This window comes from Thermomonas paludicola, from assembly GCF_024498955.1.
Classification (GTDB): domain Bacteria; phylum Pseudomonadota; class Gammaproteobacteria; order Xanthomonadales; family Xanthomonadaceae; genus Thermomonas; species Thermomonas paludicola.
Window position 1 is genome coordinate 1,830,423 of record NZ_CP093311.1, and the last position, 13,936, is coordinate 1,844,358.

Consider the following 13,936-nt stretch of genomic DNA (forward strand, 5'->3'; position numbering starts at 1 on the left):
CATGATGCCGATCAATCCCCCGTCTCCAATCTGGAGGAGGCTACCCGATTTTTCCGTTCCCGGTGGCCTCTCCGGCCAAGCGCGCCATCCGCTGGGCATCGGCCAGCACCCCGCGCAACAACCTGACCTCGGCACTGTCCAGATTGGCGCGCAGGTAGAGCCGGCGCAATTTGCGCATCGCAGACTCCGGCGCACGCCCCTTGTGGAAGTCGATCTGCTCCAGGGTTTCCGCCAATTGGCCGAAAAAACCCTCCAGCTCGGCATGCGCCGCCACTCCCTCGCCCGGCGGTGGCGTGCGCGTGCCGCTGTCCGCCACCGCTCCGCCCAGCAGCGCACAGCGCAGCTCGTAGCTCAGCACCTGCACTGCCGCCGCCAGGTTGAGCGAACTGAATGCAGGATCGGACGGGATATGCACCGCCGCGTGGCAAAGCTGCAGCTCTTCATTGGTCAGCCCGGTGCGTTCACGCCCGAAAACCAGCGCCACCGGGGCATTGGTGGCTGCGGCCACCGCACGCTGCGCGGCAGCGCGCGGATGCAGCTCTTCCAACTGAACGCGCCGGCTGCGTGCGGTCGCGCCCAGCACCCAGTGGCAATCGGCCACCGCCTCGGCCAGCGTGGGCAACACCGGCGCGGCGTCGACCAGGTCATCCGCGCCAGCCGCCATTGCGCGGGTGTCGCCATCTGGCACCTTTTCGGGCGCCACCAGCACCAGCCGCGACAGGCCCATGGTCTTCATCGCACGCGCCGCAGCGCCAATATTGCCAGGATGCTGGGTACCGACCAGCACGATGCGCAAGCAATCGGCAGGAGTCGCGGCCGCGTTCGAGGGTATGTTCATGCGCAAATGGTAAACTTTGCAGTCCGGCCCGTGCGCCGGGCCGTTCTTTCCCGCCGTCGCCACCCACCTCTCCGTCGAGACGCATTGCCATGCAAAAACCCGTTGTCACTGTCATGGTCAAGGCGGCCCGCGCGGCCGGCAATGTGCTGTTGCGCAGCATGCACCGACTGGATGCGATCAACGTGATCGAGAAGGATCGGATGGATTACGCCACCGAAGTCGACGAGCAAGCCGAAAAGACGGTCATCAAGGAACTGCGCCGCGCCTATCCGGACGCCGCCTTTCTCGGCGAAGAAGGTGGCGTGCAAGGCAGGGGACATTCCGTTTTCGTGATCGATCCACTGGACGGCACCAGCAACTTCCTGCACGGCTTCCCGCATTGGTGCGTCTCGATTGCCCTGGTCGAAGGCGGCGAAGTGCAGCACGGCGTGATCTTCGATCCGCTGCGCAACGAGCTGTTCACCGCCAGCCGCGGCAGCGGCGCGGTGCTCAATGACCGCCGCATCCGCGTGTCCGAACGCAAGGACCTGAATGGCGCAATGCTGGCCACCGGCTTCCCGCCGCGCGAGCGAGAGCGTGCGCCCGCACAGCTCGAGTGCCTGCGCGAAGTGCTGCGCAGCGCCGAGGACATCCGCCGCACCGGCTCGGCCGCGCTGGACCTGGCCTACGTGGCCTGCGCCCGCAGCGACGGGTTTTTCGAAGCCGGCCTGAAGCCCTGGGACATCGCCGCCGGCGTGTTGCTGGTGCGCGAAGCAGGCGGCCGCGTCTGCGACTTCCGCGGCGCCCAGACCGGCCCGCTGGACTCGCGCGGCATTCATGGCCGCCAGTTGGTGGCCGGCAACCAGAAGCTCAGCGCCGAGTTGCAGAAGACCATCGTCCAATCCGGCTACGCCGCGGTGTTTGCCTGACCTACGCAGCGGTTGCCGGCACATTCCAGGCAACCGCCAACACCCCGGAAGCACCAAAGGAAAGGCCGCGCAATGCGCGGCCTTTTCCGTTCCGATGATCCAAAAACGCCTGTGGCTCAGGGGCGCCGCGCCAGTTCGGCGTGATCCTTGGCCTTCGGCATCAGATCCTGCTTGGAGACCCTGAACGGCCCGATGGTCAGCATCGGCACCGCCACGATCACCGAAGACACCACCACGATGATCGCGCCGATCATGTGGGTTTCCGCCAGCCCTTCCATCGACTGGCCGCCGTACAGGTACAGCGCCATCGCGGACAGGAAGAACATCACCGCCGTAATAATCGTGCGCGACAAGGTCTGGTTGATCGAACGGTTCAGCACTTCCAGCGAATCGACGCGCAGGCTGCGGAAATTTTCACGCACTCGGTCGAACACCACGATGATGTCGTTGACCGCGAACCCCATCACCGACAGCAGGCCTGCAAGCACGGTCAGGTCGAACTCGCGCCCCAGCATCGACATGTAGGCGATGGTCAGGATCAGGTCGAAGAACGCGGTGATGCTGGCCACCAATGCGAACTTCAACTCGAAGCGCGCGGCGATGTACACCAGGAAGCCGACCAGCATGAACAAGGTGGCATACACGCCATTCATCGCCAGATCGCGGCCCACCTGCGGGCCCACGAACTCGCCCGGCTGCACCGTGGCCGGATTGTCCGACGTGGTGACGGCCGCCCGCACCTTGTCGGCCACCTGCTGCGCTGCATCCGCGGCGTTGTTGTGCTCTTTCTCGGGCTGCAGGCGAACCATCACGTCGTTGCCGCCGCCAACGCTCTGTACCTGCGCGTTGTGGATGCCCGCCGTGACCAGGCGTTCGCGCACCTTGTCCACGTGGATCGGATGTTCGAAATGCGTGCGCACCATGGTGCCGCCGGTGAACTCCAGCGCGAAGCTGAAGCCCTTCAGGCCGATGATGGCGATTGACGCGATCAGCAGCACCAGCATGAACGCCAACACCGGACGGCGGTGGCGCATGAAGTCGATGGTGGTGTCGTTCGGGATGAGGTGAAGCGGAAACAGTTTCATGCAGATAGTCCTTGTCCCGTCAGATCGCCACGGACTGCAGCTTCTTGCGGCGGCCGTAAATCAGCGACGCAAGCGCGCGCGACACGGTGATCGCGGTAAACATCGAAGCGAAGATGCCGATGATCATGGTCAGCGCAAAGCCCTTCAGCGGCCCGGTGCCGAATGCATACAGGGCCACGCCCACGATCAGGCCAGTCAGGTTGGCGTCCATGATGGTGTGCGACGCACGCTCATAACCCTCCGAGATGGCCGACTTGGCCGGCATTCCCAGCCGCAACTCCTCGCGGATGCGCTCGTTGATCAGCACGTTGGCGTCCACCGACAGGCCCACCGACAGCGCCAGGCCGGCGAAGCCCGGCAGGGTCATGGTGGCGCCGAACATCGACATCACCGCCACCACGATCAGCAGGTTGAACAGCAACGCCACCGACGTGATGAAACCGAACATGCGGTAGTAGATGCCGAAGAACACCAGCGTGAACAGGAACGAGAACGTCACCGCCTTGATGCCGCGGGCCACGTTTTCCGCGCCCAGGCTCGGGCCGATCACGTACTCCTCGACGAAGTCCATCGGCGCGGCCAGCGAGCCGGCGCGCAGCAGCTTGGACAGGTTGTCGGCTTCCTCGCGCTCCAGCCCGGTGGTCTGGAACTGCTTGCCGAACACGCCGCTGATGTTGGCCACGGAAATCACTTCTTCCTTGACCTTGAAGCTGCGCACTTCCTTGCCATCGACCATGGTCACCTGCGGGATGCGCTCGGTGTACACCACCGCCATCGGCTTGCCGACGTTGGCGCTGGTGAAGTCGAACATGCGCTGGCCGCCCACGCCGTTGAGGGTCACGCTGACCGCCGGCATGCCGTTCTGGTCGGTGGCCGTGCTGGCAGTGACCATCTGGTCGCCGGTGGCGATGACGCGCTTGTTGAGCAGCACCGGGCGCCCGGCACGGTCGCGGTACAGGCGCGCCTCGGGCGGGATGCGGCCGCTGTCCGCGGCTTCCTGCGCATTGCCATCCACCACCGCGCGATATTCGAGGGTCGCGGTCGCGCCGATCATGCGCTTGGCTTCGGCGGTGTCCTGCACGCCCGGCAACTCGACCACGATGCGATCCTCGCCCTGGCGCTGGATGATCGGCTCGGCCACGCCCAATTCATTGACGCGATTGCGCAGCGTGGTCAGGTTCTGCTCGATCGCGCTGGAGGCGATCTGCTGCATTTCCGCCTGCGGCACGGTGACCAGGATGCCGGATGCATCGCTGGCATAGGTCAGGGTTGACTGCGCCTTGACCAGCGCAGCCCGCGCCTTGTCGGCGTCGGCTGCGTTGGACAGCACGACGCGCAGCGTGCTGGTGCCGCTGCGCTCGACCGAGCGATAGCCCACGCGCGCTTCGCGCAGGGTGGTGCGGATGTCGTCGGCAAATGCCTCGAAGCGCTTGTCCACCGCCGCCTGCTTGTCCACCTGCATCGCAAAGTGCACGCCGCCGACCAGATCCAGACCCAGCACCATCGGCTTGCCATGCAGCCTGGTGAGCCAATCGGGCACGGTGGAGGCCAGGTTCAACGCAACGATGTACCCATCGCCCACTTTTTCGCGGATCAGGTCATTGGCGCGGGTCTGATCGTCCAGCGAAGCAAGGCGCACGACCAGGTTGTCGCCTTCCTTGCCGATCGACTTGGGCGCAAGGTGCGCCGCGTCCAGAATTGCGGCAACCTGCGACTTCAGCGCATCATCGACTTGCGAACCGCGGTTGGCGGTGATCTGGACGGACGGATCCTTCTGGTACTTGTTGGGCAGCGAATACAGCACGCTGATCGCCAGGATCACCAGGATGAGGACATATTTCCAGCGCGGGAATTCAAGCATTGCAGGATCCTGCTCGACGCCAGCCAGCGGGCGTCAGGTCATGGCAAACGAAACGGAAAGGTGGATCAGGCGGACTTCAGCGTGCCCTTGGGCAGGACACTGGCGATGGCGCCCTTCTGCACGCGCAGCTGCACGCCATTGGCCACTTCCACGGTGATGAAGCTCTCACCCATGTTGGTCACCACGCCGGCGATGCCGCCGTTGGTGATGACTTCATCACCCTTGCCCAGCTTGTCCAGCATGCTCTTGTGCTCTTTTTGCCGCTTCATCTGCGGGCGGATCATCAGGAAGTACATGATCGCGATCAGGATGACCGGAAACAGCAGGGTGGACATCATGCCGCCGGGCGCCGCGGTTTGACCGGCAGCTTGGGCATGGGCAACGGGAATCAGGAAATCAAGCGGGTTCATCGGGAATCCGTGTCTGCGAAAACGAAAGGCTGGCCGAGGCCAGCTGATGATTATGCCATGCCCAGCTTGTCTCCTCCCCTTGCCAAGCAGGGGGAGGCCGGGAAGGGGTTGCTCTTTTCGGCATTTGGCGCGAAGAGCACCCCTCCCCAACCCTCCCCTTCGCTACGCGAAAGGGATGGAGCTAAAGCCGGCGCGCGGCGTAGAAGGACTCGCGGAACGCCGCGAAAGTTCCGCCGGCGATCGCATCGCGCATCTGCGCCATCAGCCTCTGGTAGTAGCGCAGGTTGTGCAGCGTGCCCAGCATCGGCGCCAGCATTTCGTTGCAGCGGTCGAGGTGGCGCAGGTAGCTGCGGCTGAAGCCGCCGGCGCAGGCCACGCAGTCGCAACCCTCCTCGATCGGCCGCGTGTCGTGCTCGTACTGCGCATTGCGCACGCGCACCACGCCGGTCGAGGTGAAGAAATGGCCGTTGCGGGCGTTGCGGGTCGGCATCACGCAGTCGAACATGTCGATGCCGCGCGCCACCGCCTCCACCAGGTCTTCCGGCCGGCCCACGCCCATCAGGTAGCGCGGGCGATCCTGCGGCAGCTGCGGGCAGGTGTGGTCGAGCATGGCGTTGCGCTCGTCCTCGCTCTCGCCGACCGCCAGCCCGCCGACCGCGTAGCCGTCGAAGCCGATCTTCTGCAGGCCCTGCGCCGACAGCGTGCGCAGATCGTGGTGCACGCCGCCCTGGACGATGCCGAACAGCGCCGCGTCGTTGCCCTCGTGCGCCTTCTTGGACCGTTCGGCCCAGCGCAGCGACAGCTCCATCGACTTCTCGACCACCCGGCGGTGCACCGGCTGGCCGTGCTTATCGTTCACCGGCGGGCACTCGTCGAAGATCATCACGATGTCGCTGCCCAGCACCTTCTGGACGTGCATGGATTCTTCCGGGCCAAGGAACACCTTGCGGCCGTCGGTGGGGGCGGCGAAGGTCACGCCGGCCTCGGTGATCTTGCGGCGGTGCGCCAGCGAGAACACCTGGAAGCCGCCGGAGTCGGTCAGGATCGGCCCGTCCCAGCGGGCGAAGCCGTGCAGGCCACCGTGCGCCTCGATGACCTCCAGCCCCGGCCGCAGGAACAGGTGGAAGGTGTTGCCGAGGATGATCTGCGCGCCGAGGTCGCGCACCTGCTGCGGCAGCACGCCCTTGACCGAGCCGTAGGTGCCCACCGGCATGAACGCGGGCGTCTCGATGACCCCGCGCGGGAAGGTGATGCGGCCGCGGCGGGCGGCGCCGTCGGTTTTCAGGAGATTGAAGTGCATTCGGCTCATCGTGGATCCTTCACGCCGTCATTCCCGCGAAGGCGGGAATCCAGCTCTTCGCTGTGATTGATACGCTCGTATTCCGGAAAGGCGATAGCAGAAGCTGGATTCCCGCCTTCGCGGGAATGACGGGCAACAGCATTCGCGGGAACGACGGACAACAGCACTCAAACGCCAGCATCTTCAGGCCACAGCAGCATCGCATCGCCATAGCTGAAGAAGCGGTAGCGCTGGCGCACCGCGTGTTCGTAGGCGGCGAACATCCGCTGCTTGCCGGCGAACGCCGACACCAGCATCAGCAGCGTGCTTTCCGGCAGATGGAAGTTGGTCATCAGCGCGTCGATGCTGCGGATCCTGTAGCCGGGGAAGATGAAGATGCTGGTATCGCCCGCGAACGGCAGCAGTTCGCCATCGACCAGCGCGCTTTCCAGCGCCCGCACCACCGTGGTGCCGACCGCAATGACCCGCCCGCCAGCGGCGCGGGCCTGCCGTACCTGCTGCACCAGCTCCGCGCCGACATTGATCCATTCACTGTGCATCCGGTGCTGATGCACGTCGTCCACCCGTACCGGCTGGAAGGTTCCCGCGCCAACGTGCAGGGTGACGTGACCAAAGTGGACCCCGCGTGCGCGCAGCGCATCCAGCAACGGCTCGTCGAAATGCAGGCCGGCGGTCGGCGCGGCGACCGCGCCGATTTCCCGCGCAAACACGGTCTGGTAACGCTCGACATCATCAGCGCCGGGCTCGCGCTGGATGTACGGCGGCAGCGGCATGCGGCCGGCGTGCTGCAACCAACCTTCCAGCGCCTGCCCGACATGAAAGCGCAGCCGCCAGAAGCTGTCTTCGCGCCCCAGCACCTCGGCCTCGCCGCCGGCATCCAGCGCGATCCGGCTGCCGGGCTGCGGCGACTTGCTCACGCCCAGCTGCACACGTGCTTCGTTGCCGGGCAACAGGCGCTCGATCAGGATCTCCACCCGCCCACCGGTGGCCTTCATTCCGAACAACCGCGCCGGAATCACCCGGGTGTCGTTGAACACCAGCAGGTCGCCGGGCTGCAGCAGCGACGGCAGATCGCGCACGTGCAGGTCGGCGAAGGGCACATCGCCCGGCGGCACGTGCAGCAGGCGGCTGGCGGAACGCTCGGGCAGCGGGGCCTGGGCGATCAGCTCAGGCGGAAGGTCGTAGTGGAAATCGGACGTTTTCAAGGGACGGGAACGGCAGGGGAACCGCGCATTGTATGTCGCGTCAGCGCTCGAACTTGGTCGACAGGATGATCGAGGTATTGGTGCGCTCCACGCCATCGATGGCACCAATACGATCTGTCAGCACGTCCATCTCGCCTACCGTGGCCGTCACTGCCAGCGCGATCAGATCATGCCCGCCGCTGATCGAATACAGCACCCGCACCTCGTGCATGGCCTGCAGCGCCTTCACCACCGCGGTCATCTGCTTGGGACGCAGGGTGATCAGGATGTGCGCGCGGATGCGGCTGCGCTCCAACTCGTCGTCGATACGCACGGTATAGCCGCGGATCACGCCCTGCTGCTCCAGCCGTGCAATGCGGTTTTGCACCGTGGTGCGCGACAGGCCCAGCCGGCGGGCAATGTCGGCGGTGGCGGCACGGGCATCCTCGCGCAGGATGGAAAGCAGGAGCTCGTCGGCGGCTGAAATTCGCATATCGCCGGATAATAAAGGCATTTCGCCCGAACTGCCGGGCAATAAGGGCGAATCGCCCCTACCTTGTGACGTGGAACCCGCGATAATGGCGCTTTGCGGCCAGTCATCACGTACTGGCCAGGCACATCTCCGGGAGAACACTCATGCGCCTGCTCGACACCCTCGCCCCTCTTCGCGCCAACGGCAAGGCCCGCACCACTGGCCTGGACGATGCCACCATTCTGGATTTCGCCGCGCGCGACCCGCAGCTGGGTGAAGCCATCGCCGCCGCCGCGGTCGAATTCGAGCGCATCCGCAGCGAATTCCCGGAGCTTCTGGCGCTGGACGAAGACGCGCAGGCGCAGGCCGTGCAGGCCGGCTTCATCAACTTCTACGCCGCCGATGCCACCAACCCCTATGTGGCACTGACCGCACGCGGACCGTGGATCATCACCCTGAAGGGCGCGGTGCTGTACGACACCGGCGGCTACGGCATGCTGGGTCTGGGCCACTCGCCGCAGGCAGTGCTGGACGCAATGGCCAAGCCGCAGTCGATGGCCAACATCATGACCCCGAACGTCTCGCAGCTGCGCTTTGCCAAGGCGATGCGCAAGGAGATCGGGCAGACGCGCGGCGGCTGTCCCTACACCGCCTTCATGTGCCTGAATTCGGGTTCGGAATCGGTGTCGCTGGCCTCGCGCATCGTCGACGCCAATGCCAAGAACATGACCGACGCTGGCGCGCGTCACGCCGGCAAGGCGATCAAGCGCCTGGTGGTCAAGGGCGCATTCCACGGCCGTACCGAACGCCCGGCGCTGTACTCCGACTCCAGCCGCAAGACCTACATGCAGTATCTGGCCAGCTTCCGCGGCGAGGATTCGGTACTGACCGTTGCGCCCTACGACATGGATGCCCTGCGCCGGATCTTTGCCGATGCGGATGCCAACGGCTGGTTCATCGAGGCGATGTTCCTGGAACCGGTGATGGGCGAAGGCGACCCGGGCCGCAGCGTGCCGCCGGACTTCTACACGCTTGCCCGCGACCTGACCCGCAGCCACGGCAGCCTGCTGCTGGTGGACTCGATCCAGGCTGGCCTGCGCACCACCGGCTACCTGTCGCTGGTGGACTATCCGGGTTTCGAGAAGGTCGAAGCCCCGGACATGGAAACCTATTCCAAGGCACTGAACGCCGGCCAATACCCGCTGTCGGTGCTGGCAGTGGGCGAGCACGCCGGCGAGATTTACAAGCGCGGGCTGTACGGCAACACCATGACCGCCAACCCGCGCGCGCTGGACGTGGCCTGCACCGTCCTCGGCCAGCTCACCCCCGAGCTGCGCGCCAACATCCAGCAGCGTGGGCGCGATGCCGTTGCCCTGCTGGAGGCACTGAAGGCGGAGTTGAACGGCCCCATCACCAAGGTGCAGGGCACCGGCCTGCTGTTCTCCTGCGAGCTGACCAAGAGCTTCAAGGGCTACGGCGCCGGCTCCACCGAAGAGTGGATGCGCGAGCACGGCATCGGCGTGATCCATGGCGGCGAGAACTCGCTGCGCTTCACCCCGCACTTCGCGGTGACCAAGGCCGAGCTGGAGCTGGTGGTCGCCACCGTCAAGCGCGCGCTGCTGGAAGGCCCGCGCGTGGCCTGATCGACGGCCGCTCGATCCCCACGCCGCAATACCCAGCGGGGCGCCCATCCGGCGCCCCGTTTGTTTGTGCCCAACGGCGCACTTTCGGTTAGCCTGTCCCGATGAAAATCGTCGAAGTCGATCACCCCTTGGTGCGCCACAAGCTTGGCAAGCTGCGCGACATCAGCACGGATCCGGTGCATTTCCGCCAGTTCGCCGGCGAGATCGCCGCCCTGCTGGCATTCGAGGCCACCCGCGACCTGCCCACGGAAACCATGACCGTGCCCACCTGGGCCGGCCCGCTGCAGGTCGAGCACGTGCGCGGCGAAGACCTGACCCTGGTGCCGATCCTGCGCGCCGGCCTCGGCTTCCTGCCGGGCGTGCAGGCGCTGCTGCCGGCCGCGCCGGTCAGCGTGGTTGGGTTGCGCCGCAATGAAACCACGCACCGCCCGGAAGGCTATTACCAGCGCCTGGCGGATCGCATGGAGCAGCGCATGGCGCTGCTGATCGACCCGATGCTGGCCACCGGCGGAAGCGCCATCGCCGCGATCCAGCTGCTGAAGGACGCGGGCTGCCCGCGCATCAAATGCATTTTCCTGGTTGCCGCGCCGGAAGGGCTGCGCGCACTGGAAGCCGCACATCCGGATATCGAGGTCTATGTCGCGGCGGTTGACCAGCGGCTCGACGAAAACGCCTACATCCATCCGGGCTTGGGCGATGCCGGGGATCGCCTGTTCGGCACCCCGGTGGATTGAGCACGTCGCTGGCGGGCGTTCAGCCCGCTGCGAGCCACAGCCCGGCGAGCGCCATCAACAAAAACACGAGCCAGGTCAACGCGGTTCCCGTGAAGCGGCCAAACGAATAGCCGGCAGTCGCCGACAGACCAACGGCGTGCATCAGCCGCCCCAGCAACAGCGCCGCGCCGAACGCCCACAGCCACGGCGCAGGCAGCCCGCACAGCTCCAGCAAGCCCAGCATCAGCAGCGCAAACGGGACGTGCTCGCTGAAATTGCCGTGCACGCGCACCTTGCGCGCAAGTACGGCATCCCCGCCATCGCCCAGGCCGATCTTGTGCCCATGCCGATGCCGCGAAATGCGCATCAGCAGAACCAGCATCAACAGGACATGCAGGGATGCGAACAGCAGAGTGATTTTTGGCATCAGGCAACTCCAGGCAGCGTGGACGTATCAGGGTGCCGGTTGCCAACCAGCAGCACCGGCGTGGGCGGCAGCGCGCGGGCAGGCATCAGCTGCCGAGCACGCGCGCATGCAGCTCAGGGGATTCGTGCGTGGTTGCAAAGCGGCCCTTTTCATCACGCGTCACCTGTGCCAGCGCGCAGCCGGCATCGTGGGTGAAGAACAGATGCACGTTGCGCGCCAACTTGTCTTCCAGAAACGCGCGCTTTTCGTCGATCAACGTTTCGGCGCAGCGGTCGTAACCCATGGTGATTGGCACGTGCACCCACGGCCGGCCCGGGATCAGGTCCGCGCAGAACACCACGCCGCCATGCGCCTGGCCGTTGACCCGCTCGGGGCCAACGATTTCCGCCAGCAGCAGGCCGGGCGTATGCCCGTCGCTGTGATGAAAACGCACGCTCTGGCCCAGCGTTGGCGACCAGTCACCCTCCACCAGTTCCAACCGACCGCTGGCGTCCAGCAAACCCGGCAACTCGGGGATGAAACTGGCGCGATCGCGCGGATGCGGATGCAGCGCGCGCTGCCAGTGTTTGGCGCCGACCACGAAGGTGGCATTGGGGAACAGCAGCTGCGGTGCACGGCCTTCCGCCCATGGCGCCAGCAGGCCGCCGGCGTGGTCGAAGTGCAGGTGCGAGAGCACCACCACGTCGATGTCCTCGTGGCTGAAACCGGCTTGGCCCAGCGATTCCAGCAGCACATGGCGCTCTTCGACAACGCCGTAGCGCTCGCGCAGCGCCGGAGCGAAGAATGCGCCGATGCCGGTTTCGAACAGCACGGTCTTGCCGTTGAGCGGACTGGCCAGCAGCGCGCGACAGGCGAGGTCGATGCGGTTGTGCGCATCCACCGCCACCCAGCGCTCCCACAGGGCGCGAGGCGCGTTGCCGAACATCGCACCGCCGTCGAGCTTTTGCGAATTGCCGGGGATCGACCAGAGTTTCATCGAAATGACTTTACGCCTGCATAAGTGAATCGCCGAGCCGGCGTGCCGGCTTGGCCCGCGCATGGACTCAGTGCAAAACCAGCGTCTGCGCTTGCGCCTCTTCGGAACGAGGATCGCTGCCACCCAGCAGGCGGTTGCTGCGACGGTCCCATTCCACCGTTTCCAGGTTGCCCCAGACGTGGCTGGAGCCGCGCCCGCCTTCGGCTTGCGCCGGCGGCAAATCCAGCGCGTGGCCCATCGCCTGCAAAGCCTTGGTGGCCTCCGCCGAAATCGCCCCGGGCTCTGCCTCGATCACGTCCGGCAACCACTGGTGGTGATAGCGCGGCAACGCCGCCACCTGCTGCGCATCCAGGCCCGCGTCGTAGCCCAGGATGCCCAGCAACACCATGGTGATGATGCGGCTGCCGCCGGGCGTGCCCAGCACCGCCACCTTGTCCGGCGATTCCATGAAGGTCGGCGTCATCGAGCTGAGCATGCGCTTGCCGGGTTTTGGCGCATTGGCCGCATAGCCCATCACGCCAAACGCGTTGGGCGTGCCGGGTTTCAGCGCGAAATCGTCCATCTCGTCGTTGAGCAGCACGCCGGTGCCGGGCGGCACCAGGCCGGAGCCGAACAGCAGGTTCACCGTCTGCGTGGCGGCAACGCGATTGCCGTCGGCATCGATGATCGAAAAATGCGTGGTTTCCTCGCCTTCCAGCGGCGTCGGCTGGCCCGACAGCAGGGCGCTGGGCGTGGCCTTGTCCGGATTGATCGACGCCCGCAGGCCGGCGGCGTAGTCGGCACTGGTCAGCAGCTTCTGCGGCACCTGCACGAAATCGGGGTCACCCAGGTAGAACGTGCGGTCTCGGTAGGCCCGGCGCATGGATTCCACCACCAGGTGCACGCGCTCGGCTTCCGGCATCGCGTTGAGATCGTACGGTTCGAGGATCTGCAGCATTTGCGCAAGCGCGATGCCGCCCGACGACACCGGCGGCGCGGTCGTGATGTTCCATTCGTGATAGCGAAAGCGGATCGGCGCGCGCTCCTTGACGCGATAGCCGGCCAATTCATCCAGCGTCCATTGCCCGCCCTGCGCATTGACCCCGGCGACCAGCTTGCGTGCCACCGGGCCACGATAAAAGCCTTCAAACCCCTGGTTGGCCAAGCGCTGCAGGGTTGCGGCAAGATCCGGCTGGCGGAACAGGTCGGCCGCCTGGATGGGTTTGCCGTTCGGCGAGAACACCGCACGCGTGCCCGGGTAGCGGTCCATGACCGACCGCTTGACCTGATAGGCCTGGGCCAGCCGCGAATAAACGGGAAAGCCGTCACGGGCAATGCCAATCGCCGGCGCCAGCGACTGCCGCAGCGGCAGCCGGCCGTAGCGCTCGGCCACGTGCACCAGCATCGCCGGCAGGCCGGGAATACCAGCCGACCAAGGGCCATTCTGCGAGCGCTCGGGATCGAGGTTGCCGTGCTTGTCCAGGAATTTCCCGGGCGTGGCCGAAGCCGGCGACGTCTCGCGCCCATCCACGAACACGTCGCGCCCGCTCCTGGCATCGTGCAGCAGCCACAGGCCACCGCCGCCGAGCCCCGAGCTGATCGGCTCCACCACCGACAGCGTTGCCGACACCGCCACCGCCGCGTCGAACGCATTGCCGCCCTGCTTGATGATGTCGATGCCGGCCTGGGTGGCCAGGGCATGCGCGGAAGCGATGGCGGCGCCGGGCGGGTGCGCCGGGACTGCCTGCGCCTGCGCCACCGGGGACAGCGGCAGCAGCAGCGCCAGGAACAAGCCTGCAACGTACTTCATTGCGCCACTCCTTCAGCCTGCAAGCGGGCCAACTTCGCCAGCAGCTGCTCCTGCGTTTCGGGATGCTCCGGATCAGGATCGATGCATTCCACCGGGCATACCGCCACGCACTGCGGTTCGTCGAAATGGCCCACGCATTCCGTGCACAGGGCAGGGTCGATCACGTAGATGTCCGGCCCCATCGAAATCGCGTCGTTCGGGCAGGCAGGCTCGCAAACGTCGCAGTTGATGCAAAGTTCGTTGATTTTCAGCGCCATGGTGTCAGGCCGTCATTCCGGCGAACGCGGGCTGCCCGCGCGCGCCGGCGAATCCGCAGGGCCGCAGCCGACC

Annotated in this window: 13 protein-coding genes and 1 pseudogene; 3 read left to right on the top strand and 11 right to left on the bottom strand. The window is 66.0% G+C overall.

The window, feature by feature from the left end; genetic code table 11:
• Positions 1-40 precede the first annotated feature (40 nt).
• The gene (locus tag LIW09_RS08525) at positions 41-838 is read right to left on the bottom strand and encodes an RNA methyltransferase (protein WP_256645226.1); all 798 of its coding nucleotides are present in this window, start codon (positions 836-838) and stop codon (positions 41-43) included.
• 89 nt (positions 839-927) lie between these two features.
• Between LIW09_RS08525 and LIW09_RS08530 the strand changes: the two genes are divergently transcribed.
• Positions 928-1,746, top strand: a complete 819-nt coding sequence (locus LIW09_RS08530; protein ID WP_256645227.1) for an inositol monophosphatase family protein — start codon at positions 928-930, stop codon at positions 1,744-1,746.
• 116 nt (positions 1,747-1,862) lie between these two features.
• Here the strand turns inward: LIW09_RS08530 and secF are convergent, their stop codons facing one another.
• The 6 genes and pseudogenes from secF to LIW09_RS08560 all read right to left on the bottom strand — a co-directional run bounded on the left by secF (position 1,863) and on the right by LIW09_RS08560 (position 8,079).
• Positions 1,863-2,831, bottom strand: coding sequence for a protein translocase subunit SecF (secF, locus tag LIW09_RS08535; protein ID WP_256645228.1), 969 nt, complete (start codon positions 2,829-2,831; stop codon positions 1,863-1,865).
• 19 nt (positions 2,832-2,850) lie between these two features.
• Complete coding sequence (secD, locus tag LIW09_RS08540) at positions 2,851-4,692, bottom strand: protein translocase subunit SecD (protein ID WP_256645229.1); 1,842 nt, start codon at positions 4,690-4,692, stop codon at positions 2,851-2,853.
• Positions 4,693-4,757: 65 nt separating this feature from the next.
• Entirely contained in the window at positions 4,758-5,102 is a 345-nt protein-coding gene (gene yajC / locus LIW09_RS08545) for a preprotein translocase subunit YajC (protein ID WP_256645230.1), read from the bottom strand.
• Positions 5,103-5,272: 170 nt separating this feature from the next.
• Positions 5,273-6,411: pseudogene (gene tgt / locus LIW09_RS08550) on the bottom strand (tRNA guanosine(34) transglycosylase Tgt); the annotation flags it as partial.
• A 158-nt stretch (positions 6,412-6,569) separates the two neighbouring features.
• Positions 6,570-7,607 carry a tRNA preQ1(34) S-adenosylmethionine ribosyltransferase-isomerase QueA gene (gene queA, locus LIW09_RS08555; RefSeq protein ID WP_256645232.1) on the bottom strand — a complete coding sequence of 346 codons (1,038 nt, stop codon included), beginning with the start codon at positions 7,605-7,607 and terminating at the stop codon, positions 6,570-6,572.
• Positions 7,608-7,647: 40 nt separating this feature from the next.
• A complete protein-coding gene (locus LIW09_RS08560) occupies positions 7,648-8,079 on the bottom strand; it encodes an Lrp/AsnC family transcriptional regulator (protein ID WP_256645233.1) in 432 nt (143 codons plus the stop codon).
• Positions 8,080-8,222: 143 nt separating this feature from the next.
• Here LIW09_RS08560 and LIW09_RS08565 point away from each other — a divergent pair, with 143 nt between their 5' ends.
• Both LIW09_RS08565 and upp read left to right on the top strand, forming a co-directional pair.
• Entirely contained in the window at positions 8,223-9,701 is a 1,479-nt protein-coding gene (locus LIW09_RS08565; RefSeq protein ID WP_256645234.1) for an aminotransferase class III-fold pyridoxal phosphate-dependent enzyme, read from the top strand.
• A 101-nt stretch (positions 9,702-9,802) separates the two neighbouring features.
• Complete coding sequence (gene upp / locus LIW09_RS08570; RefSeq protein WP_256645235.1) at positions 9,803-10,435, top strand: uracil phosphoribosyltransferase; 633 nt, start codon at positions 9,803-9,805, stop codon at positions 10,433-10,435.
• A 19-nt stretch (positions 10,436-10,454) separates the two neighbouring features.
• Here the strand turns inward: upp and LIW09_RS08575 are convergent, their stop codons facing one another.
• The 4 genes from LIW09_RS08575 to LIW09_RS08590 all read right to left on the bottom strand — a co-directional run bounded on the left by LIW09_RS08575 (position 10,455) and on the right by LIW09_RS08590 (position 13,863).
• Entirely contained in the window at positions 10,455-10,841 is a 387-nt protein-coding gene (locus LIW09_RS08575; RefSeq protein ID WP_256645236.1) for an MAPEG family protein, read from the bottom strand.
• A gap of 85 nt (positions 10,842-10,926) precedes the next feature.
• The gene (locus LIW09_RS08580; RefSeq protein ID WP_256645237.1) at positions 10,927-11,817 is read right to left on the bottom strand and encodes an MBL fold metallo-hydrolase; all 891 of its coding nucleotides are present in this window, start codon (positions 11,815-11,817) and stop codon (positions 10,927-10,929) included.
• A gap of 67 nt (positions 11,818-11,884) precedes the next feature.
• Positions 11,885-13,606 (bottom strand): gamma-glutamyltransferase, encoded by a 1,722-nt coding sequence (ggt, locus tag LIW09_RS08585; RefSeq protein WP_256645238.1) that lies wholly within the window; start codon positions 13,604-13,606, stop codon positions 11,885-11,887.
• A complete protein-coding gene (locus tag LIW09_RS08590; protein WP_256645239.1) occupies positions 13,603-13,863 on the bottom strand; it encodes a YfhL family 4Fe-4S dicluster ferredoxin in 261 nt (86 codons plus the stop codon). Before LIW09_RS08590 ends, ggt begins: the two co-directional genes overlap by 4 nt.
• Positions 13,864-13,936 lie beyond the last annotated feature (73 nt).

Bases quoted from the DNA above. Each gene is read 5' to 3' on its own strand.
- ggt (WP_256645238.1), bottom strand. From the start codon at position 13,606: ATGAAGTACGTTGCAGGCTTGTTCCTGGCGCTGCTGCTGCCGCTGTCC.
- secD (WP_256645229.1), bottom strand. From the start codon at position 4,692: ATGCTTGAATTCCCGCGCTGGAAATATGTCCTCATCCTGGTGATCCTG.
- LIW09_RS08575 (WP_256645236.1), bottom strand. From the start codon at position 10,841: ATGCCAAAAATCACTCTGCTGTTCGCATCCCTGCATGTCCTGTTGATG.
- upp (WP_256645235.1), top strand. From the start codon at position 9,803: ATGAAAATCGTCGAAGTCGATCACCCCTTGGTGCGCCACAAGCTTGGC.
- LIW09_RS08560 (WP_256645233.1), bottom strand. From the start codon at position 8,079: ATGCGAATTTCAGCCGCCGACGAGCTCCTGCTTTCCATCCTGCGCGAG.
- yajC (WP_256645230.1), bottom strand. From the start codon at position 5,102: ATGAACCCGCTTGATTTCCTGATTCCCGTTGCCCATGCCCAAGCTGCC.
- LIW09_RS08565 (WP_256645234.1), top strand. From the start codon at position 8,223: ATGCGCCTGCTCGACACCCTCGCCCCTCTTCGCGCCAACGGCAAGGCC.
- LIW09_RS08525 (WP_256645226.1), bottom strand. From the start codon at position 838: ATGAACATACCCTCGAACGCGGCCGCGACTCCTGCCGATTGCTTGCGC.
- LIW09_RS08530 (WP_256645227.1), top strand. From the start codon at position 928: ATGCAAAAACCCGTTGTCACTGTCATGGTCAAGGCGGCCCGCGCGGCC.
- secF (WP_256645228.1), bottom strand. From the start codon at position 2,831: ATGAAACTGTTTCCGCTTCACCTCATCCCGAACGACACCACCATCGAC.
- LIW09_RS08590 (WP_256645239.1), bottom strand. From the start codon at position 13,863: ATGGCGCTGAAAATCAACGAACTTTGCATCAACTGCGACGTTTGCGAG.
- LIW09_RS08580 (WP_256645237.1), bottom strand. From the start codon at position 11,817: ATGAAACTCTGGTCGATCCCCGGCAATTCGCAAAAGCTCGACGGCGGT.